This window comes from Anaerococcus hydrogenalis, from assembly GCF_002871895.1.
Classification (GTDB): Bacteria; Bacillota; Clostridia; order Tissierellales; family Peptoniphilaceae; genus Anaerococcus; species Anaerococcus hydrogenalis.
The window spans coordinates 392,074-412,443 of the sequence record NZ_PNHP01000001.1; the positions used below are offsets into that span (position 1 = coordinate 392,074).

Genomic DNA, 20,370 nt, shown 5'->3' on the forward strand with positions numbered 1-20,370 from the left:
CATGACATACAAGTACGAAGAAATTAAAGATATAAAAATGGGAGCAAATTACAATAAAAATTTTACAGAATTTAGAGTATTTGCTCCCAATAGAGAAAAAATAGAATTATTAATAAGCGATGACTATAGAAAAACTAGAAAAGAAAAATTTTCAATGGTTAAAAAGGAATATGATATTTTCTATTGTAAAATAGAAAGAGATTTGGATGGATATTTTTATTCTTACTTAGTAGAAGATATGTACGAAGTTACAGATCCTTACTCTACAGCTTCATCAATAAATAGTCTTATGTCTGCAGTTATTGATTTTAAAAAAACAAATCCTAAAGGGGTTAATAAAAGTTATAAGAAAAATTTAGAAAACGAGGCTGTTATTTATGAATTAAATGTCAAAGACTACACATCCAATAAAAACTCTGGAGTTAAAAATAGGGGTAAATATTTGGGGCTTTCAGAAATTGAGACTAACTTTTGTGGTCAATCTACTGGATTAAGTAATATAGTTGATTTGGGAATTACCCACATTCAATTGATGCCAATCTATGATTTTATTACGACATTTGAAGAAGATGAAAAATTTTTTGATGATGATAATTATAATTGGGGCTATGACCCAGAGCTATATTTTAATGTTGAAGGTTCTTATTCAACAAATCCATATAATCCATCCAGACGAATTTATGAATTAAAGAAAATGACTAAAACAATCCATGAAAATAATATAAATGTAATAATGGATGTAGTTTTTAACCATACCTATAAAACAAAAGATTCAAACCTTGAAATCCTTGCTCCAGGCTACTATCATAGGAGAAATAAGGATGGAAATTTTTCAAATGGTTCGGGGGTGGGAAATGAACTTGCAAGCGAAAGGCCATTTGTTAGAAAATTAATTATAGATTCATTAAAGCATTGGGTCTTAGAATACGATATTGATGGTTTTAGATTTGATCTTATGGCCTTAATTGATATAGATACAATAAAAATCGCCCTAAAAGAATTAAAAAAAATAAAACCATATATTATGATTTATGGAGAGCCTTGGATGGGCGGAGAATCTGCGCTTCCAATTGATAAACAAATTTTAATAGGAAGTCAAAAATCTAATGGATTTTCTGTATTTAATGATAGTTATAGAGATGCAATAAAGGGTGATAATAATGGTTACTCTAAGGGTTATATTCAAGGAAATTTCTTTTTGAAAAATCAAATTGAAACAGGAATAGCAGGAAGTATTTTTTATGATGAAAAAAGAAATGGATTTGCAGATGACGCTAGCGAGGTAATAAACTATTTTAATTGCCATGATAATTTAATATATTATGATAAACTAAAAATTTCCTTAAATCATGATGATGATATAAATTTAATTGCTAAATTAGGCTTTGCTATTTTATTTTTATCTTTTGGCAAGCCCTTTATTTATGAAGGTAATGAATTTAATAATACCAAATCAAATAACAGCAATTCCTACAATTCAAGCTTGAGTGTAAATGGAGTTAACTGGCAAGATAAAATTGATAACTTAGAAATGTTTGAATATGTTAAAGATTTAATAAAACTAAGAAAAAAATTAAAAATTTTCAACGTAATTAAATCATCAGAAATTAAAAAAAGCCTAACATTTATTGAAAATCTAGAAGATCATATTATTGCATATAAAATAAAAAATAGAGACATTTTGGTTTATATAGTAATAAATGCTCTAGATAAAGATATTTATATAGATGAAAATCTGAAAAATAAGATATTTGAAGGTGAAAAAGATCTTGTTAAAATTTTTAATCAAAAGGGTATTATTAATGAAAGATTAGATATATCTGAAGTTAATTATTTAGGTAAAAAATCTGCAAATGTATATATAAGAGGAGAAAAAAATGGATTATAAAAAAATTTATGAAGATTGGTTGAATAATGAGTTCTTTGATAATGACACAAGGAATGAATTAAAAAAAATAGAAGATGATGAAGCAGAAATAGAAGATAGGTTCTATCAAGAACTAGCATTCGGCACAGCAGGTCTTAGAGGTAAGATTGGCGCTGGAACAAATAGAATGAATCAATACACAGTTGCTAAAGCAACCCAAGGATTTGCAGATACAATTAATGAGATGGGTGAAGAGGCAAAAGAAAAGGGTGTTGTAATTTGTTATGATGTTAGACATAGATCAGATGAGTTTTCAAAAATTAGCTCTGAAGTTTTTGCAGCTAATGGAATAAAAGTTCATATTTTTAAAGATATTCAACCAACTCCTGTTTGTTCATATGCGATTAGAAAATTAAAAGCTATAGGCGGGGTTATGGTTACTGCAAGTCATAATCCAAGAGAATATAACGGTTATAAGGCTTATGGATCAGATGGAAGCCAAATACTTGAAGATACAGCTGTAAAAATTCAAAATTATATGAAAGAATATGATGATTATTCTAAAATAAAAAGAGTAGATTTTGATAAGGCAATGGGTGAAGGAATAATTTCTTATATAGATGATTCGCTTATTGAAGAATATGTTAAAGAAGTTTTGGCATGTACAATTAATGAAGATATTGATAAAGATGTTAAAATTGTATATACACCACTAAATGGTTGCGGAAATAAATTGGTAAGAAGAATTCTTGATGAAAGAGGATTTAAAAATATCTATATAGTCGAAGAACAAGAAAATCCAGATCCAGATTTTTCTACTGTTGGTTATCCAAATCCTGAAGATCCAAAAGCTTTTAAACTTTCAGAAGAACTAGGAAAGAAAGTTGATGCTGAACTTTTACTTGCAACAGATCCTGATTCAGACAGGTGTGCTGTAGAAGTAAAAGATGAAAATGGGAATTATATATTCTTAACAGGAAATCAAATTGGATCTCTTCTTTCAAACTATATTTTAACTGCCTTAAAAGAAAATAATTCTTTGCCAAAAGATGGTGCTATTGTTAAATCAATTGTATCAACAGATTTAGTAAAGCCTATTGCGAAAAGTTTTGGTGTTGATGTTTACGAAGTTTTGACTGGATTTAAAAATATTTATGAAGTTGCCAATGAGTTTGAAAAAGTTGGCAAAGGTGAATTTATCTTTGGATTTGAAGAAAGTATAGGATATAATTATAAAGCATTCGTAAGAGATAAGGATGCTGTAAATGCTGCTATGCTTATTAGTGAAATGACAGCTTATTATAAGAAAAAAGGTGAATCATTATTAGAAGTTTTAGAAAAAATTTATGAAGACTACGAATATTATTCAAATGAAGTTCAATCTATAGTACTTGAAGGTTTGGATGGGGCTCAAAAGATCAAAAGAATTATGGAGAGCATAAGAAAAAATCCAATTGATCAATTTATAGGATTAAAAGTTAAAAAAATTGTAGATTATCAATTCGATGATACTGGTCTTTCTAAATCTAATGTTTTGAAATACTATCTAGAAGATGATTCTTGGTTTGTTCTAAGACCATCAGGTACAGAGCCAAAAATAAAATTATACTTAAACCTTATAGGTGAAAGCGAAGAAAAAGCTGAAGATAAGAAAGAAAAATTAAAAGCAGAAGTTAATAAAATTATAGATAAGATTGATTAGAGCTAAAAAATATGCCTATGAACAAATTTTTTATATAGTTCATAGGCATAATATTTTTGGAATATTAAAACAAACTTATGTTTTTTATAAGTTTATTTTAAAGAAAGATAAATTTTTGATAAGATAGATAAAAGAAAGTAAGGAGGTCTTATGGATCAATTTTTTAACTTTATAGATAAAGTTTTTTCTATACAAGTTTTTGGTAATATGACATTATATCAATTGTTATCTACAATTTTTAAATATGTATTCGTAGTAATTGTCTTATACTTTATTTATTCTATTATAAGAATAATTTATTATGATGTAAGATATGCTGTTAAAAAAGAGCAAATCTCAGATACATATTTACAGTTTATTAATCAAAATCAAGAACATAAGTTTAAAGTTCAAGAATACTATTATATAGGTGAAAACAATACAATAGGAAGAGATGATAGAAATTCTATATGTATAAAGGATAAGTTTTTGTCAAGTTTTCATGCAAGGATTATTTTAGATAATGGAATATATTTTTTGGAAGATTTGAACTCTTCTAATGGTACTTACCTAAATGATGAAAGAATAAATGAGGCTATCGAGCTTAAAAATAAAGATATAATAAAATTTGGGGAATTAAAATTTTTATTTATAAATGGTGATGAAGATGCTTAAAAAAGAAAATAAAAATATTCTTAACCAAAAAAAATATAAGGCTAAAGCTCTATTTCTTTTGTTTGTTTTTGAATTTCTATCTTTAAGTTTATCTATGATTTATAATGCAGATAAGCTAAAAGGTGGTGATTTTTATGCATATGTAGCAATACTTGCTATTACAATTATCTCTACTGTCTTAGCTAACAAACTAACAAGAAGCGATAGTATATTATTGTTGATAGTTAATATGTTGTTTTCAATTGGAGTTGTAATGATTTATAGACTAGATCCAGCTTTAGGAAAAAAACAGCTGCTATTTTATTTTATAGGAGTTATAGTATTTTTTACTACTTATTATATCTTACCTAAAAATAAAAATTGGGATGATCATATAGTTTTTTACTTTGTGGTATCTATTGTTTTGTTTGTAGCTACACTAATTTTCGGATTTGCATCTGGTGGAGCAAAAAACTGGATTACTCTTGGACCTATTAGCATACAACCATCTGAATTTATTAAAATTCCATTTATATTTTTTATAGCCAGTTTTTACACAAATTACAACAAGTATAAGAAAAAAGCTTTTGGAAAATATTACCTATCAATTGGAATTTATATTTTTATTTTGATGTTTTTTATTCAAAAGGAATTGGGAACAGCATTAATATTTTTTGGAACTATGATACTTACACAATTTGTATATGAGAGAGATAGAAAATTAATATTTGTTAATCTTATTCTAGTTATATTAGGTGCAATTTTAGCTTACTTTTTATTTTCTCACATAAGAGTAAGGGTTGAAACTTGGATAGATCCGTGGTCTGTAATAGATGATAAAGGATATCAGATCACACAATCATTATTTGCCTTGGCAAGTGGAGGTTTATTTGGAACTGGAATTGGTTTAGGAAGACCTGATTATATACCAGTTGCTGAAAGTGATTTTATCTTTCCAGCAATTTGTGAAGAATATGGAATATTTATGGGAATTGCAGTTGTCTTATTATTTTTAATTTTAGTTTATAGGGCAATTAAAGTATCTTTACAACAAGAAAATAAATTTTATTCAATATTAGCTTTTTGTATAGGAGTTTTATTTGCACTTCAAACTCTAATAATTTTAGGTGGGGTTTTAAAACTAATTCCACTTACTGGAGTTACACTCCCATTTATATCAGCTGGTGGTTCTTCAATGGTTTCAGGATTTATTTTACTAGCAATACTCCAATTTTGCGGTCAAAATTTAGAAAATGGTGATGAAAATGAAAAAGAAAAAAGATAAACAAAAACCATTTATTCAAAAAATTCTTGAAATGGAAAAAAAACAAAGACTAAAGGACGAAGAAAATGTCCATATTTTAGAAAAATCTACAATGAATAAGAGATTAATATATGTGATGATTTTATTTATATTAATGTTTTTATTTATAGTTTTGTATCTTGTATACTTTCAACTATTTAAGGCAGAAAGCCTTTCTGAAAATTCTCATAACAAAAGATTATGGGTGAATGAAAATGTTATAAAAAGAGGAAATATTTACGATAGAAACGGAAATGTCTTAGTTTATAATGAAAAAGATGAAAATGGAAACAGTTTTAGGGTTTATAGTGAGGGAAAAGTAAACTCAGCTTTTACAGGATATAATTCAGTAAAATATGGAAAAAGTGGTTTGGAAAAAACTTATAATAAAGAACTTTTAAATATTTCTGATCAACCCACATCTAAAATAAGAGATATGGTAGAAAAAACTGGTGTAGGTAATAACTTAAACCTAACAATTGATCAAACAATTCAAGAAATTGCCTATAACAGTTTAGGAAATCATATTGGATCAATTGTTGTTATGGATCCTAGAAATGGTGAAGTTTTAGCAATGGTATCAAAACCATCATATAATCCGAATACTTTGGACGAGGACTGGGATCTTTTAATTCAAGACACAGATGCACCTTTATTAAACAGATCAAGCCAAGGTATTTATAGGCCTGCATCAACTATGAAAATAGTAAGTGCAGATACAATATTAAGAAGTGGAATAAATACTAATTTTAATGATACTGGTAGTGTAACAATACAAAATTATAAAATTACGAATTATGGGGACTATTCTTACGGACAGGTTAATCTTAGGTCTGCCTTAATGAATTCTCTTAATACTTACTTTGCTTCAAAAATAAATCAAATTGGCAAAGATAAATTTAAAAAAGTTACAGAAGATTATATGTTTAATAAAAATTATAAATTTGACTTAGAAAAAGTAAGTCCAAAAATACCGTTTGATGACTTAAACCAAGTAGATACAGCAATGACAGCTTTTGGATATGGAAAGACAAAAGTTACACCTTTACACATGGCTATGATTGCATCTACGATTGCAAATGATGGAAAAATGATGCAACCAAGGTTGGTAAGAAATGTTGTTAATAAAGATGGAAAAGTTATTAAAGAAAGTAAAAGCGAAGTTATATCTGATGTAACCAGTACAGAGATAGCAAATACAATTAGAGACTATATGGTTGATGTTGTAAATTATGGTACAGCAAAGGCAGCTTATTTACAATCAGTTCAAATTGCAGGAAAATCTGGAACCGTAGATAAAAAAGGTGGAGGAGTAGATGTATGGTTTGTAGGATTTGCGCCAGCCTATGATCCTAAGCTCGCATTTGCAATAGTTGTTGAAGATACAGATGAACTAGCTGGAGAAGTAGCAGTTCCAATTGGTGGACAAATGATAAATAACATTGTAAACAATGTAAATCTATATTAAAAAAAATAAGGTTAGTATCTTTTATTAGGATACTAACCTTTTATATTTATAAGAGCTTATTTTTGATATTTGTCCAATAGTGATTTTTATTTAAAATAAGTTTTTTTAATTCTTTATTTGAAATTTTTGTAGTTATTTTAAAATTATTTGATTTGAATTCTTTTCCATCGAATAAAAAAACAGTATGATAATTATCTCTTTTGCTGACGTTGATTTCTATTTCTGCATTTTTCGGTAAAATTATTGGAGATTTTAATGACCTATTTAAACTAGAAAAAACTGGAGCTATTGGTGTAAGTTGAAATCCTTCCAAGGATTGATGTAAAATAGCACCATTTGACGATAAGTTGTAGGCGGTTGAACCATGAGGAGTAGATATAATTAGGCCATCACCTGAGAAATTTTCAATAAAATTGCCATCAATAAAAAGTCTAAGTCTTACAATTTGGTTTCTATTACTTTTTACTACAACTTCATTAACAGCATTAATTTGATTTCTTCCTATTTTCGATTCAAGCATAGGTAATTTTTCTATATAATATTTTTTTTCAGAAAAATTTTTAACAAAATCTTCAATATTGTCTGGACTAACCTCTTGGTAAAAGCCTAAATGGCCTGTGTTGATACCAATAAATGGAATGGTTGAAAATTTAGAATTCTTGACAGCATTTAGGAAAGTTCCATCACCACCAATAACAAGGTTTAAACAGGCGTTTGGATTATAATTGGAAGATACTTCATATCCAAAATCATTTAAAATAGACTTAGTTTTATTGTATATATTTTTGCTATATCTAGATTTATTTTTAAATATATTGATTATTTTAGTCATTGTTACTTACCTTTCTTAAGATATAATTAATTATAACATAAAAATATAAAAGATTTGAGGTGAAATATGGATAAATTAGAATTTGAAATTAAAGAAAAAATAAATTTAAAAGAGTTACTAAAAAGTAAAAAAATATCCAATAGGGCTTATAAGAAAATTATAAATCACTTAGTCTATGTTAATGATGAGAAGATTAGTAAAAATATTGAATTAAAAGCAGGGGATAAAGTTAAAATTTTAATAGAGGATGAAAATTTAAATTATGAACCTATTAATAAAAAAATAAAAATTTTATATGAAGATAAAGATATTGTGGCTGTTGATAAGCCTCCAAATCTTACGGTTAATTCTAAAAATCAAGAAAGCTTATCAAATTACCTTGCTTATTATTTTAAAGAAAATAAGATAAAATCCCAAATAAGATTAATAAATAGACTTGATATGAACACTTCTGGAATAATGCTGGTAGCAAAAAATCACTTTTCTCATGCTTATTATCAAAATCAAATAGAAAATAATGAACTTGATAAAGAATATCTAGCCTTAGTTGAAGGTAATTTAATAATTGATGACATTTGTGAAATAGATATTGATTATGACAAAGAAAATAAAAAAATGAAAGTTGTTTCCGATAAGAATCATGTAAAGACATATTTTAAGACATTAAAAAATTATGGTAAATTTTCTTTAATATATTGTAAAATCTATACAGGAAAAACTCATCAAATAAGATTAAGTTTGGCTTATTTAAACCACCCAATTCTTGGGGATAATTTATACGGATCAAAGTATGATATAGAAAGATTTTTATTACATGCATATAAGATTAAATTTAAGAGCTTTAGAGATCAAAAAAAAATAACGATATTATCAAAACCTGATTTTGATAAGTATTTAAATTCCAAGCTTTTTTAGAAAATATGAATGATTTGCAATTATGCTTTTCATGATATATAATAAAGATATTCCAAGGAGCAAGGTCCAAATTTAAACCTACAACATTTATAAGGGATTGCGGAGTTTTGACTTTGATGGCAAGCCTCCTGTGAGTGGAAGTCAGAAATTTCAAACAGCAAACCCACCTTCACGAACGCGAAGGTATTAAATATAAGGGCCACCTTGGATTTTTTTTATTAATGTTACTTTACTTATTAATATGGGTATAAATAAGTAAGAAAGTATTTGACAAAATATTTAATATAAGGAGAGATAAAATGAGTATAGCTGATTATATCGAAAGCAAAGCACAAAGAAAACAAAGAGAAATTAAATATGAAATTTGGAAAGTTAAAAATCATGATAGCAGAATGAGAGCTCAAGGCGCTCTAGTTGGAGCTTTAGCAGGAGTAGCTGCTGGATTATTTTTAGCACCAAAATCAGGAAAAGATTTAAGAAAAGATATTAAAGATTCTGTAGATAATACTGTAAACCAAGTTAAAGATTCTACAAATGATTTAATTGAAAATGCAAAAGATTCATATGTAGATTTTAAAGATAGAGCTTATACAGAATTAGAACCTATAGAAGAAGGATTCGAAGAAGGAAAAAAAGTTCTTAAAGACACTGTAGAAAAGACAAAGGCAAATGCCAAGGAAAATGCAAAAGACGTTAAAGAAGAAGCAAAAAAATTAAAAGAAGATGCAAAAGACGTTAAAGATGCAGCCAAAGATGGTGCTAAAGAAGCTAAAAAAGATATAAAAGAAGGTAAAGAAGAAGTCAAAGACGTAGCTGATGATACTAAAAAGAAAGCTGGAGAAGTTAAAAGAGCTGAAGATAAAAAAAATAAGTAAGGGGTAGATAATGGTTACAATAAATTTAAGATTAATAGCTGATGTAATCTTATTATTAGTAGGTATTATTGCTATTATATTTCTTGCTTTATTTTTGAAAAAAGCTTCCGGACTAGTAGACTCTATACAAAAAATTGTTGATAAAAACGAGAAAAATTTAGATGGAGTAATTGATAAATTACCAGCACTTGTAGATCAAGCAAATATTTTAGTTGATAATGTAAATGGATTAGTTTCTGATCCAAATCTTAAAATGGCTATATCTAATGCAAACTTAGCTATTTCTAATGTAAGTGATATTACTGTAGATGTAAAAGACACAGTTAATTATTTTGGAGAAAGTGTAGTTGATACAACTGATACATTTGGAGAAGGAATTGCTTCAATAAATGATTATGCTTCATTAATAATGGATGTATTTGACATTGTAAAAAGTGTAATATCTGGAAGATAGGCCATCATAGATGGCCTTTATTATTTTTTATAAAGAAAGGAGCATACATGGCACAACCAACGATTAAAGACGTTGCGAAACTTGCAGGAGTTTCAATCTCAACTGTATCAAGAGTAATGAATGACTCAAAACCTGTAAGTCCTGAAGCAAGAAAAAAAGTTTTAGATGCTATAAATAAATTAGATTTTAAGCCAAATGAGCTTGCTAGAAGCTTGGTTATGAAAAAATCTAACCTAATAGGAGTTATAGTTGAGGACATTGGAATAGAATATATGGCGCAATTAATTAGGGGAGTAGAAGAAATCGGTCACCTCTATAAATACGATATAATTCTATCAAGTACTTATGGGGACGATAATGCCCTAGAAAATGCTATTGACTTCTTATCAACAAAACAAGTTGAAGGAATTGTAGTAATAAGCGAGGATATTTCTCCTGAAATTTTGGTGAAGTTAAGAGATAATAAAATACCATTTTTATTATTAGATAAATTACATGAATTCAAAAAAATAAATACTGTAAAAATAGATTATGAAAAAGAACAATATAAACTTGTAAAATATTTATTTGATCAAGGACATGAAAATATCGCTTACGTTACACTCAAAAATCACAATCATTTAACAGACACAAAAATTTCAGGCTATGAGAAATTTATTAAAGAAAATAATTTAAAATCTATTATTATAGAAGCTGATGGAAAAAATAGTGATGATGGGTATAATATAGGAGAAGAGGTTATATCTCAAGCTAAAAGCGAAAATATAAGTGCTATAAGCTTTTATAATGATCAAACAGCAGTAGGATTTATATCTTATTGTCTTGATAATGGTATAAAAATACCAGAAGATTATTCAGTAGTAGGATTCGGAAATTATGAAATATCTAGAGTATATAGACCGAAATTAACTACTGTTTCTATCCCTAACTATGATATAGGAGCCATAGGAATAAGGGCACTAATCAAAAGAATTAGAGGAGAAGAAGACATCCTTGAAAACAATTGGATATTAGATGCCCAATTAATAGAAAGAGATAGTACAAAAAGCATTAGTTGAATGTAACTTATTTAAATGTTAAAATAATAATATAATAATTTAGGAGGCAATTATGGCAGAAAGAAAAATTGTTGTTACTAACGAAACAGGTCTACACGCAAGACCAGCTGCATCATTAGTTCAATTTGTAAAAAATTATCCTGGTGATGTTAAATTAGTTAAAGATGGCAAAGAAGCTAACGCTAAAAGTATATTTAACGTAATGAGTCTTGGAATTTCAAAGGGTACAGAAATTGGTATCATAGTTGAAGGTGAAGACGAAGAAGCTTTCGCAGATAAACTAGCTGATTTTATTGATAACTTATCAGAATAATTAATTAAGGGGTACTTATTTGTACCCCTATATTTTTATAATTAGAAAGGAATTTTAAAAATGTCAGAAAAATTAAAAGGTATTATAGCATCTAATGGAGTTGCTATAGGTAAGCTTTTTTTATTTAATAAAGAAGAGTTAGTTATTGATAAGTTAAGTATCCAAGATGGAGAAAAAGAAGATAATATTAAAAAGGTTGATCAAGCCATTGATGCTTACTTTAAAGATTTAGACTTTAAAGAAAATAACGAAGATAACGAAGAAGTTTTAAATATAGTTAGAGCTCACAAAGAACTGTTACAAGATCCATACTTCTCAGATACTATAAAAGAGAAAATTCAAAATGAAAATAAAAATGCTGAGCTTGCTACAAGTGAGACAGTAGAACAAATGGTAATGGTTATGTCTGCTCTTGATGATGAATATTTAAAAGAAAGAGCTGATGATTACAAAGACATTGGTTTTCAAGTTTTGTGTAAAATAAAAAATATAGTTCCGAAAGATTTATCAAAACTAGATGAGGAATATATTGTTATTTCTAAAGAGCTAACACCATCTGATACATCTAATATGGATAAGGAAAAAGTTTTAGCATTTGCTACAGATCTTGGTGGAAAAACATCTCATGTTTCTATAATTGCTCAAAACTTAGATATTCCTGCACTAGTAGGTATGCAAGATATTTCTACAAGAATTAAAGGCGATGAGCTAGCAATTATTGATGGAAATCAAGGTCTACTAATTATAAATCCTTCTGATCAAGAAGTTAATGAATATAAAGAAAAGATTGAAAAAGAAAAAGAAGAAAGACAAAGACTTGAAAAAGTAAAAAATCTTGAAGCTAAAACTCTAGATGGAAAAGTATGTGAAGTTTCTGCAAATATCGGAAATCTAGCTGACCTTGAAGTTGCAATTGAACATGGATGTGACGGGGTTGGACTATTTAGGACAGAATTTTTGTATATGGAAAATGATCATTTCCCAACAGAGGAAGAACAATACCAAGTATACAAAAAAGCCACTCAAATGCTTGGAGAAAAACCATTAGTTGTTAGAACTTTAGATATTGGTGGGGACAAAGGCCTAGATTATTATGATTTCCCTGAAGAAGAAAATCCATTTTTAGGTTATAGGGCAATTAGATTTTGCTTAGATCATCAAGATATTTTTAAAGCCCAATTAAGAGCCCTACTTAGAGCGTCAGCCTTTGGTAATTTAAAAATAATGCTTCCTTTTGTTATTTCAACTGACGAAATTAAACAAACTAGAGCCTTACTTGAAGATTTGAAAAAGGATCTTGATAAAGAAGGAATAGCTTATAATAAAGATATAGACCTCGGAATAATGGTTGAAACATCTGCATCAATAATTATGGCGGATAAGTTAATAAAATATTCTGATTTCTTCTCAATTGGTACAAACGACTTGACCCAATATACCCTTGCTTGTGACAGAGGAAATGAAAATATTTCTGATATATATAATAACTTTAATCCAGCAGTAATCAGATCAATTAAACATGTTATCGATGAAAGTCATAAGGCAGGTAAATGGACTGGAATGTGCGGCCAATTTGCATCAGATACTAAGGCTACAAAATTGCTATTAGGTCTTGGTCTAGATGAGTTCTCAGGATCTGCATCTAAATTGCCAAAGGTAAAAGATATTATTAGAAATTCTAACTTTAAAGAAGAGGAAAAATTTGCTTTAAATATTCTAGACTTAGAAGATGTTAAAGATATAGAAGAATCTGTTGAAAAACATAATTAATGGATAAAAATATGAATGATAAGTCTCTTAAAATTATAAAAAGAACTAAATTTTTTATAGATAAAATTGATAGGATTAAAGTGATTGAAGATATATCTTCAAATAAAATCAGGGTAAAAGTTGATGATATTTCCTATGTTTTAGGACTTTATAATATTAATGATTATGACAATTTAAAAAACGAGGAAAAAATAAACAATTATTTAAAAGAGATTGATTTGTTAGATACTTTAGATTTATTTGAAATTGGGATAATGCCAGATATTAATAAGTCTTATAAAGTTTTTGAATATAGAAATGAAATTTCTTTAGGAGAATATTTAGATAGGATAAGCAAGGAAGAAGCTTACAAAATAGGTTCTAAGTTTGGGAGAATACTTAAAAATATTCATATAAAAAAAATTGATAAGAATAATAATTTAGATTGGTATAAGAATGTAGAAACAAAAGTTAATTTTTTATTATACAGACATGGTTTAAATAAAGTTCATGATAATAACGATTATATCTTAGTAGATTATTTAATGAATAACAAATATATCTGTAAAAATACAACTTGTAATCCTTTATATCAAAATATAAGTTATAAAAATATCAGAATTTTTGATAAGGATCAAATAGATATTAGAGGTTTAAAAGAAATAAAGGTTGGCGATGGAGTTAGTGACTTTGTTAATATTAATAAAATAGCAATAAAACACCCCGATTTTGCAATTGGTGTGATAAAATCATATCATGGTAATGATGTGATTTCTAGAAAATTTTATAGACTTTTAAGCTTTTACCAAGCATATTTTATTTTACAATCCTTAGTTGATATTAGAGATAATAAAAAATCATATTTGAGTGAATTTGAAATAGAAAAAATCTTGAATATGTATGATAACTTTTCAGAAATAATACCTTCATGGATAAGGTAATATAAAAGGCTAGGAATATTTCTTTCTTAGCCTTTTATATTTGAATATCTTAAATTTTGTTAATAATAGAGTAGTCTACTGTGAAAAATTTAAATAAATGTGAATAGAGGAAATAATATGGGTGATAAAATAATTAAGACTATTAATATTTCAGTAAATTCAATATTAATAGCTTTTGGAATGTATTTTTTTCTAGTCCAACATAAAATTGCCTCAGGTGGGGTGACAGGTATTTCGCTAATATTTGCTAATTGGTTTAGCTTTTTTACTGTTGGACAATGGTCCTTGTTTATAAATGTAATTTTATTTGTATTGGCATTTCTTTTGATGGGTAAAGAATTTGGATACAAATCAGTCTTATCAGCCTTGCTAATATCATTGAGCTTGATGTTTTTTGAAAAATTTTTTCCAGATACAGTTTTTACTAATGATATTGTAATAAATATTTTATTTGGGGCGGGAATTGTTTCGTTTGCATTAAGTAGAATTTTCTTTAATAATGCATCATCAGGTGGTACTGATATAGTTGCTGCTATTTTAAATAAATATTTTAATATAGCTTTAGCTAAGTGCTTGTTTTTTATAGATTCTATGGTTGTATTAATGGCTGTAAAAGAGTTTGGAATAGAAATGGCGTTGTATGCAGTATTAACAGTTATTATACAATCATTTGGTTTTAACTATTTTATCCAAGGTTTGGGAAGAAAAATTGCAATAACTATTATAAGCGATTACAGTGATGAAATAAATTCCATGATTTTAAACAAGTACGAAAGAGGAGTAAGCTTATATAAGTCAGAAGGTGGATATTCCCATAAAGAAAGAGATATTTTATTAACAGTAGTGCCCTTTAGGAAATATATACCTATTAGAGACGATATTTTAAAGATAGATAAAAATGCCTTTGTATTTACTCACACAATATCAGAAGTTTTAGGTGAAGGATTTACATATGATGTATTTAAATAGTTAGGAGTGATTTTATTAATAAACTAATAATAAAGAGATTTAACAAAAACAAAGCATATATACAAACAAAATTTGGAGATGCTTTAATAGATAAGAAAGAGATTGATGGATATAAACAAGGTGATAAGATAGAAGCCTATATTTATTATGATAAAAATAATATACTAAGAGCTAGTAGAAATTTAAATTTAGAAGCTAATAAAGTCTATAGTATGCCTTGCATTGAAATCAAAAAAAATGGAGCATATTTTTTATACCAAGATAATATAAAATTACTAATGCCATCAAGCGAAAAAACTTATAAAATTATAAAGGATATGACTTACCCTGTTGGACTTTATTTTGACAATCAAAATATGCCAATACTTACTAGCAAAATAAGAGATCTTTTATCAAATGAACATAATTTTAAAGAAAATGATATTGTGGAAGGTAGGATATATTCTATAAATAAGCATATAGGAGCCTTTGTAGCAATCAATAATCAATTTGATTCTTTAATTAGGATTAATGAATTAAAAGGTGTGCATATTGAAGGTGAACTTATGGAACTAAGAGTTAAAGAAGTAAAAGATGATGGGAAAATAGAACTATCGAATAGAAAAAGGTCATACTTAGAAATTGATGATGATAGTAAAAAAATCCTATATTATCTAGAAGAAAATGATGGAATAATTAATTTAGGAGATAAGTCATCACCAGATAAGATTTATAAGGTATTTGGTTTTTCAAAGGCAGCATACAAAAGAGCTATTGGAAGACTGTATAAAGAAAAATATATTAGGATATATCCTAAAAAAATAGAATTATTGGAGAGGTAAAATGACAGAAAAACAAAATGAAATTTTAGCTGAAGTAAATGGTAAAAAAATCAGCCAGAAAGATGTAGTTAGCTTTATTACTCAAATGCAAGGCGGACAACAATTTTTAAATCCACAAGGCATACATCAAATTGCTGATGAGCTTGTTAATCAAGAATTAATGTATATAGATGCAATTGAAAATAAACTTGATCAAGACAAAGAATTCACAGATCAGGTGAAATTAACAAAAGAAAATATGTTAAAAAATTATGCTATGCATTTATTATTTAAAGATATTAAAGTAAGTGATGATGAATTAAAAGAATATTATGATAACAATAAAGAAGTAATAAAACAACCAAAAACTTATAAGGCTAGTCATATCTTAGTTGATAGTGAAGATGAGGCTAATAAAATATTAGAAGAAATAAAAGCTGGTTTAGAATTTGAAAAAGCTGCTGATAAATATTCAACTGACAAGGCTAGCAAGGGTGGAGATTTGGGTGAATTTCCTCAAGGTGCTATGGTAAAAGAATTTGAAGAAGCTTTAGATAAATTAGATGAAGGAGAAATTTCAAAGCCTGTAAAATCTCAATTTGGCTACCATATAATTAAACTAGATCACACTCATGATGCTCATTTACCAGAGTTTGACGAAATAAAAGATAGAATTCATGACACTTTATTAATGATAAAGAGACAAGAAAAATATTTGGAAAAAACTAATAAAATAAAAGAAAAGGTAGATGTAAAAAAATACTACTAAAGGAATTTTGTATGGAAAATTCGAACTATCCCAATAAATTAAAATCTATTGCAAAAGATTTAAGTGAATACATTAAGGTTATAGATGATAAAAAATCTCTTATAAAATTTGTTTTGTCAAAGGCAAAAGAAAAAAAATTAAATATTATATTAATAAATGATTGTTATTATATAAAAAATCAAGAAGCTAAAGCTGTCTTACACTTAAATATAAGTGACAAAATAAATGGGTCATCTTTTATAAATATAAAAGATGGAGAAGATTTTTCTATAGAAACAAACTTAAATATAACAGAGATAAGTGGGATTTTAAATGTTATATTATTGCTTGAAGAAAAAATAAGCAATTTTGATATATTATTAACCAATAATTTTATAAATGATTATAATAGAGATTTTAGTATACTCAGATCAGTTATAAGGTCTAAAAATATTATTAATTTGAACCTAAATGAGTCAAATTGCATAGCCGAAAGTTTCGCCTCATATACACTTAGCACTGTTGAAATACCCATAGAGAGGACAGAGATTTCCGAAAATAAGTTTTTAGAGGAAAATTATATTTATAGGATAAGTCTAAATGATGTAGTAGGAAATAACTATACTGCTGATATAAATAATGTTTTTAAAAACTCAACTAAGATGTTGATGACTTTTTTGAGAAAAATCAAATCAAAAGTAGACTTAGATGTTATAGAAATAAAAGGTGGGGCAAAATTTGACAGCATTCCATATATAAGCTATGTAGACATAGCGTGTAAAAAAGAATTCGAAAATGACTTGTTAGATGTTTTTAATTTATTTGTTAGTGAGTATTTATCAACAAATTTAAGGATTGAACCAAATTTAAAATTTGAAATAGAAAAAATAAATAGTCTAAAATTTTATCCAATGACTCAAGAATCTTATGAACATATTTCGTCATTTGTGGAATTAGCTTTAAATGGAACATATTCAGTTGATAGTAATACTAAAACAGCAATATCTTCCTCAACTCTTGCTAGGTCCAGTACATCTAGTAACAAGTTAAATATTGTTATGATTTTTAGATCTTTATCTGAAGAAAGCTTAAATCAGATGATAGAAAAAACTAAATTAGCATCAAATATTAACGGAGGCAAATTTATAAATAGACTTGAAATTCCATCTTGGCAAAATAGCAATGATGAATTATCAAAAATATTTAAATCTACCTACGATTATTTATTTAAAAGCAATTTAGAGATAATAAAAACACAATATTCTTTAGATTGTAATTTAATTTTCTATAAATTTGATGTTAATATGATATCAATTGGGGTAAAATATAAACAAGTAGATATAAAAAAATCTGCTTGTGATTTTAAAGATATTTTAAAAACATTTTCTTTAATAAAGGAAGTTTTATTTAGGCTAAATAAAAGTTTGGAGTAATTATGTCAAAAAAATTTGAAATTCATGGTCATGATATTGAGTTTGAAAAAAACGAAGGAAAAGCAATAATTGAATTGCAGCTTGGTGAAAATCCTAGTGAATGTTATCTAATAGATATATTTTCGGTTGATGGCATAGATTATATAGCATTAGTTGATTCTGAAAATAGTGAGTTAATAATACTCTTATATGAATTAGATGATGAAGAGACAGGAGAAATTAGGTTGAATTCATTAGAAGATGAAGAACAATTAGACCAAATATATCATCTATTTTCACATTATTGGGACTATGACACTATAGATAAAATCGTAAATGAATACGAATATGATTTAGAAAATAGGGATATTGATGAATAAGGATTTACCCTATTTTCCTGTATCAGAATATTATAAAACTAAATATGGACAAAAAGTATATAAATTACCTGTAAAATTATCCTTGACTTGTCCAAATAGAGATGGAGAAAGAAGTAATCTAGGATGTATTTTTTGCTCAGAAAGTGGTGGAAGTTTTGAAAATCTTCCATCATCCATGACAGTGGACAAGCAATTAGAAACTAATAAAAATTATATAGGTAATAGATATAAAGCAAAAAAGTTTATAGCTTATTTTCAAAACTTTTCAAACACCTATATGGAATATGATAAATTTGTAGAAGTTATAGAAGCTTGCGATAAAGAATATATATCAGCTATTTCAATATCAACTAGAAGTGATTGTATAACTTACAGAAAATTGGAATTTTTGAAAGAATTTTCTAAAAAAACTGGCAAGGATATAATTATTGAACTGGGGTTACAGACAGCTAATTATAAAACATTAAAAATTCTAAATAGATGTGAAGACTTGGCTGATTTTATTAGAGCTTGTAATATGATTAATGAGTATGGATTTAGAATATGTACCCATGTAATCCTATCTCTACCTTGGGATGATGATCAAGATATTGTTGAAACTGCAAGAATTATTAATGCTCTTAAAGTAAAAGAAGTAAAGATTCATTCTTTATATATAATTAAAAACACAAAGCTTGAAAAAATGTATAAAAATAATGAATTTGTTATGCCTTCGAAAGAAGATTATCAAAAAAATGTTATTTTATTTCTAAGACATATTAACAAGGACATAGCAATTCAAAGATTAGTTGGTAGAGCTCCAAAAGAAGATACAGTTTTTTGCAACTGGGATACATCTTGGTGGTTGATTAGAGATGAAATAATAAAGTATATGAACGAGAATAATATTCTCCAAGGTGATCTTAGTATCCAAAGAGAATATAAAAAATTAAAGGGAGAGATGAAATGATTTATTTAGTATTAGGACCTTCAGGAAGTGGAAAAACAAAATGGTTAATTGACCAAGCTAATGATGAAAAAGGAAAGGGAAATGCAAATATCGTATTTGTAGATAGTGATAATGAGCAAATTTATTCACTAGACCACTCTGTAAGATTGATAGATGCATCAGATTTCTTTATCGATTCAGTTGAGTCATTTAGAGGATTCATAGCTGGAATATTAGCAAGAGATTATGATATTGGAAAAATATATATCGATGGTATTTATGATATAGTTGATATAAATAGTGAAAATATTGAGAAACTTTCAGATAGCTTAACTAAACTTTCTAATGAATGTAAAGTCGATATCTATCTTGGCCTAGACTGTAAGGCAAGCGATATACCTGAATCACTTGATGCAGAAATTCACGAAACAAAATTATTAGATTAAAATAAAGCCGTCTCACAGAGACGGTTTTTTGATATTATGTTAGATGATATAAAAAAATTAGAAACTTTCAATAAATGGAGAAAGGAAAGTATTGATTTATTAACTGAGAAAAAAATCTGTAAAAATGAATTTTTAGAAATAAATTATGAGTATTTGGTTAAACTTGATTTAAAACCATTTTCAAATATTTCTACAGTCCTAGAAGCTGTTTATAATTACCAATATTATAATATTATGGCAAAAAGATCTAACCAAATAGCCTTGAATTTAATATCTAAAAAGAAAAAAAAGTATCAACAAGAAATAAATAATAGAGAAAATTATTATTACTTAAAAGATATAGCCACAGAAAAATTATTAGAATTAATAGATTATAAAGATATAGAAGCTTATTATATAAAATTGAAATCAAAAAGATTGACAGGTGAAATTTTTGAAATATATATTAAAGATTATGATAAATTAATTCTACATTCTAAAAATAAAAATCTATTAAAAAAACTTCAGGATAAAAAATGTTTTTTAGAAGAGGCAAAAGTTTCTATGATAGATTCTTATGTTAATAAGTCATATTAAA

At 26.9% G+C, this 20,370-nt stretch carries 21 protein-coding genes, 1 other RNA gene and 1 pseudogene; 22 read left to right on the forward strand and 1 reads right to left on the reverse strand.

Annotated features, from left to right (window positions below; genetic code table 11):
* The first annotated feature begins 1 nt into the window (after position 1).
* From pulA to CJ192_RS01940, 5 genes are all read left to right on the forward strand, one after another.
* Positions 2–1,888: a type I pullulanase gene (gene pulA / locus CJ192_RS01920; protein WP_102197563.1), complete on the forward strand. Its 1,887-nt coding sequence runs from the start codon at positions 2–4 to the stop codon at positions 1,886–1,888.
* Positions 1,878–3,569 carry a phospho-sugar mutase gene (locus CJ192_RS01925; RefSeq protein ID WP_102197564.1) on the forward strand — a complete coding sequence of 564 codons (1,692 nt, stop codon included), beginning with the start codon at positions 1,878–1,880 and terminating at the stop codon, positions 3,567–3,569. Before pulA ends, CJ192_RS01925 begins: the two co-directional genes overlap by 11 nt.
* Positions 3,570–3,719: 150 nt before the next feature.
* A complete protein-coding gene (locus tag CJ192_RS01930; protein WP_004816752.1) occupies positions 3,720–4,223 on the forward strand; it encodes an FHA domain-containing protein in 504 nt (167 codons plus the stop codon).
* Positions 4,210–5,487, forward strand: coding sequence for an FtsW/RodA/SpoVE family cell cycle protein (locus CJ192_RS01935; RefSeq protein ID WP_102197565.1), 1,278 nt, complete (start codon positions 4,210–4,212; stop codon positions 5,485–5,487). The genes CJ192_RS01930 and CJ192_RS01935 overlap by 14 nt, the downstream gene beginning before the upstream one ends.
* Positions 5,462–6,973, forward strand: coding sequence for a peptidoglycan D,D-transpeptidase FtsI family protein (locus tag CJ192_RS01940; RefSeq protein ID WP_102197566.1), 1,512 nt, complete (start codon positions 5,462–5,464; stop codon positions 6,971–6,973). The genes CJ192_RS01935 and CJ192_RS01940 overlap by 26 nt, the downstream gene beginning before the upstream one ends.
* 46 nt (positions 6,974–7,019) lie before the next feature.
* Here CJ192_RS01940 and CJ192_RS01945 read toward each other — a convergent pair whose 3' ends face one another.
* A complete protein-coding gene (locus CJ192_RS01945) occupies positions 7,020–7,805 on the reverse strand; it encodes an NAD(+)/NADH kinase (protein ID WP_102197567.1) in 786 nt (261 codons plus the stop codon).
* Between the two features lie 66 nt (positions 7,806–7,871).
* Here CJ192_RS01945 and CJ192_RS01950 point away from each other — a divergent pair, with 66 nt between their 5' ends.
* The 17 genes and pseudogenes from CJ192_RS01950 (at position 7,872) to CJ192_RS02025 (ending at position 20,369) form a co-directional block, all read left to right on the forward strand.
* Entirely contained in the window at positions 7,872–8,720 is an 849-nt protein-coding gene (locus CJ192_RS01950; protein WP_102197568.1) for an RluA family pseudouridine synthase, read from the forward strand.
* Between the two features lie 46 nt (positions 8,721–8,766).
* Positions 8,767–8,935: non-coding RNA, 6S RNA (ssrS, locus tag CJ192_RS01955), on the forward strand.
* 84 nt (positions 8,936–9,019) lie between these two features.
* Positions 9,020–9,595: a YtxH domain-containing protein gene (locus CJ192_RS01960; protein WP_004816459.1), complete on the forward strand. Its 576-nt coding sequence runs from the start codon at positions 9,020–9,022 to the stop codon at positions 9,593–9,595.
* Between the two features lie 10 nt (positions 9,596–9,605).
* Positions 9,606–10,049: a DUF948 domain-containing protein gene (locus CJ192_RS01965; RefSeq protein ID WP_004813521.1), complete on the forward strand. Its 444-nt coding sequence runs from the start codon at positions 9,606–9,608 to the stop codon at positions 10,047–10,049.
* Between the two features lie 47 nt (positions 10,050–10,096).
* Positions 10,097–11,107 (forward strand): LacI family DNA-binding transcriptional regulator, encoded by a 1,011-nt coding sequence (locus CJ192_RS01970; protein WP_102197569.1) that lies wholly within the window; start codon positions 10,097–10,099, stop codon positions 11,105–11,107.
* A gap of 52 nt (positions 11,108–11,159) precedes the next feature.
* Positions 11,160–11,420, forward strand: a complete 261-nt coding sequence (locus CJ192_RS01975) for an HPr family phosphocarrier protein (RefSeq protein WP_004813516.1) — start codon at positions 11,160–11,162, stop codon at positions 11,418–11,420.
* 60 nt (positions 11,421–11,480) lie between these two features.
* Complete coding sequence (ptsP, locus tag CJ192_RS01980; protein ID WP_102197570.1) at positions 11,481–13,190, forward strand: phosphoenolpyruvate--protein phosphotransferase; 1,710 nt, start codon at positions 11,481–11,483, stop codon at positions 13,188–13,190.
* A gap of 11 nt (positions 13,191–13,201) precedes the next feature.
* Complete coding sequence (locus CJ192_RS01985; protein WP_004816684.1) at positions 13,202–14,110, forward strand: hypothetical protein; 909 nt, start codon at positions 13,202–13,204, stop codon at positions 14,108–14,110.
* A 117-nt stretch (positions 14,111–14,227) separates the two neighbouring features.
* The gene (locus tag CJ192_RS01990; RefSeq protein WP_102197572.1) at positions 14,228–15,079 is read left to right on the forward strand and encodes a YitT family protein; all 852 of its coding nucleotides are present in this window, start codon (positions 14,228–14,230) and stop codon (positions 15,077–15,079) included.
* Between the two features lie 26 nt (positions 15,080–15,105).
* A pseudogene (locus CJ192_RS09515) lies at positions 15,106–15,243 on the forward strand (RNA-binding protein); the annotation flags it as partial.
* 48 nt (positions 15,244–15,291) lie between these two features.
* On the forward strand, positions 15,292–15,900 hold the full coding sequence (locus CJ192_RS01995; RefSeq protein WP_244897266.1) for a S1 RNA-binding domain-containing protein: 609 nt from the start codon (positions 15,292–15,294) through the stop codon (positions 15,898–15,900).
* Between the two features lies 1 nt (position 15,901).
* Complete coding sequence (locus CJ192_RS02000; RefSeq protein ID WP_102197574.1) at positions 15,902–16,648, forward strand: peptidylprolyl isomerase; 747 nt, start codon at positions 15,902–15,904, stop codon at positions 16,646–16,648.
* A gap of 11 nt (positions 16,649–16,659) precedes the next feature.
* Positions 16,660–18,060, forward strand: coding sequence for a zinc-binding metallopeptidase family protein (locus CJ192_RS02005; protein WP_102197575.1), 1,401 nt, complete (start codon positions 16,660–16,662; stop codon positions 18,058–18,060).
* A 2-nt stretch (positions 18,061–18,062) separates the two neighbouring features.
* Positions 18,063–18,419, forward strand: a complete 357-nt coding sequence (locus tag CJ192_RS02010; RefSeq protein ID WP_039913912.1) for a DUF1292 domain-containing protein — start codon at positions 18,063–18,065, stop codon at positions 18,417–18,419.
* A complete protein-coding gene (gene mnmL / locus CJ192_RS02015) occupies positions 18,412–19,368 on the forward strand; it encodes a tRNA modification radical SAM protein MnmL/YtqA (RefSeq protein ID WP_102197576.1) in 957 nt (318 codons plus the stop codon). The genes CJ192_RS02010 and mnmL overlap by 8 nt, the downstream gene beginning before the upstream one ends.
* Positions 19,365–19,793 (forward strand): ATP-binding protein, encoded by a 429-nt coding sequence (locus CJ192_RS02020; RefSeq protein ID WP_004813496.1) that lies wholly within the window; start codon positions 19,365–19,367, stop codon positions 19,791–19,793. Before mnmL ends, CJ192_RS02020 begins: the two co-directional genes overlap by 4 nt.
* A 36-nt stretch (positions 19,794–19,829) precedes the next feature.
* Positions 19,830–20,369: a DUF6648 family protein gene (locus tag CJ192_RS02025; RefSeq protein WP_004816801.1), complete on the forward strand. Its 540-nt coding sequence runs from the start codon at positions 19,830–19,832 to the stop codon at positions 20,367–20,369.
* Position 20,370: the final 1 nt, after the last annotated feature.

Bases quoted from the DNA above. Each gene is read 5' to 3' on its own strand.
- pulA (WP_102197563.1), top strand. From the start codon at position 2: ATGACATACAAGTACGAAGAAATTAAAGATATAAAAATGGGAGCAAAT.
- CJ192_RS01925 (WP_102197564.1), top strand. From the start codon at position 1,878: ATGGATTATAAAAAAATTTATGAAGATTGGTTGAATAATGAGTTCTTT.
- CJ192_RS01930 (WP_004816752.1), top strand. From the start codon at position 3,720: ATGGATCAATTTTTTAACTTTATAGATAAAGTTTTTTCTATACAAGTT.
- CJ192_RS01935 (WP_102197565.1), top strand. From the start codon at position 4,210: ATGAAGATGCTTAAAAAAGAAAATAAAAATATTCTTAACCAAAAAAAA.
- CJ192_RS01940 (WP_102197566.1), top strand. From the start codon at position 5,462: ATGAAAATGAAAAAGAAAAAAGATAAACAAAAACCATTTATTCAAAAA.
- CJ192_RS01945 (WP_102197567.1), bottom strand. From the start codon at position 7,805: ATGACTAAAATAATCAATATATTTAAAAATAAATCTAGATATAGCAAA.
- CJ192_RS01950 (WP_102197568.1), top strand. From the start codon at position 7,872: ATGGATAAATTAGAATTTGAAATTAAAGAAAAAATAAATTTAAAAGAG.
- CJ192_RS01960 (WP_004816459.1), top strand. From the start codon at position 9,020: ATGAGTATAGCTGATTATATCGAAAGCAAAGCACAAAGAAAACAAAGA.
- CJ192_RS01965 (WP_004813521.1), top strand. From the start codon at position 9,606: ATGGTTACAATAAATTTAAGATTAATAGCTGATGTAATCTTATTATTA.
- CJ192_RS01970 (WP_102197569.1), top strand. From the start codon at position 10,097: ATGGCACAACCAACGATTAAAGACGTTGCGAAACTTGCAGGAGTTTCA.
- CJ192_RS01975 (WP_004813516.1), top strand. From the start codon at position 11,160: ATGGCAGAAAGAAAAATTGTTGTTACTAACGAAACAGGTCTACACGCA.
- ptsP (WP_102197570.1), top strand. From the start codon at position 11,481: ATGTCAGAAAAATTAAAAGGTATTATAGCATCTAATGGAGTTGCTATA.
- CJ192_RS01985 (WP_004816684.1), top strand. From the start codon at position 13,202: ATGAATGATAAGTCTCTTAAAATTATAAAAAGAACTAAATTTTTTATA.
- CJ192_RS01990 (WP_102197572.1), top strand. From the start codon at position 14,228: ATGGGTGATAAAATAATTAAGACTATTAATATTTCAGTAAATTCAATA.
- CJ192_RS01995 (WP_244897266.1), top strand. From the start codon at position 15,292: ATGCCTTGCATTGAAATCAAAAAAAATGGAGCATATTTTTTATACCAA.
- CJ192_RS02000 (WP_102197574.1), top strand. From the start codon at position 15,902: ATGACAGAAAAACAAAATGAAATTTTAGCTGAAGTAAATGGTAAAAAA.
- CJ192_RS02005 (WP_102197575.1), top strand. From the start codon at position 16,660: ATGGAAAATTCGAACTATCCCAATAAATTAAAATCTATTGCAAAAGAT.
- CJ192_RS02010 (WP_039913912.1), top strand. From the start codon at position 18,063: ATGTCAAAAAAATTTGAAATTCATGGTCATGATATTGAGTTTGAAAAA.
- mnmL (WP_102197576.1), top strand. From the start codon at position 18,412: ATGAATAAGGATTTACCCTATTTTCCTGTATCAGAATATTATAAAACT.
- CJ192_RS02020 (WP_004813496.1), top strand. From the start codon at position 19,365: ATGATTTATTTAGTATTAGGACCTTCAGGAAGTGGAAAAACAAAATGG.
- CJ192_RS02025 (WP_004816801.1), top strand. From the start codon at position 19,830: ATGTTAGATGATATAAAAAAATTAGAAACTTTCAATAAATGGAGAAAG.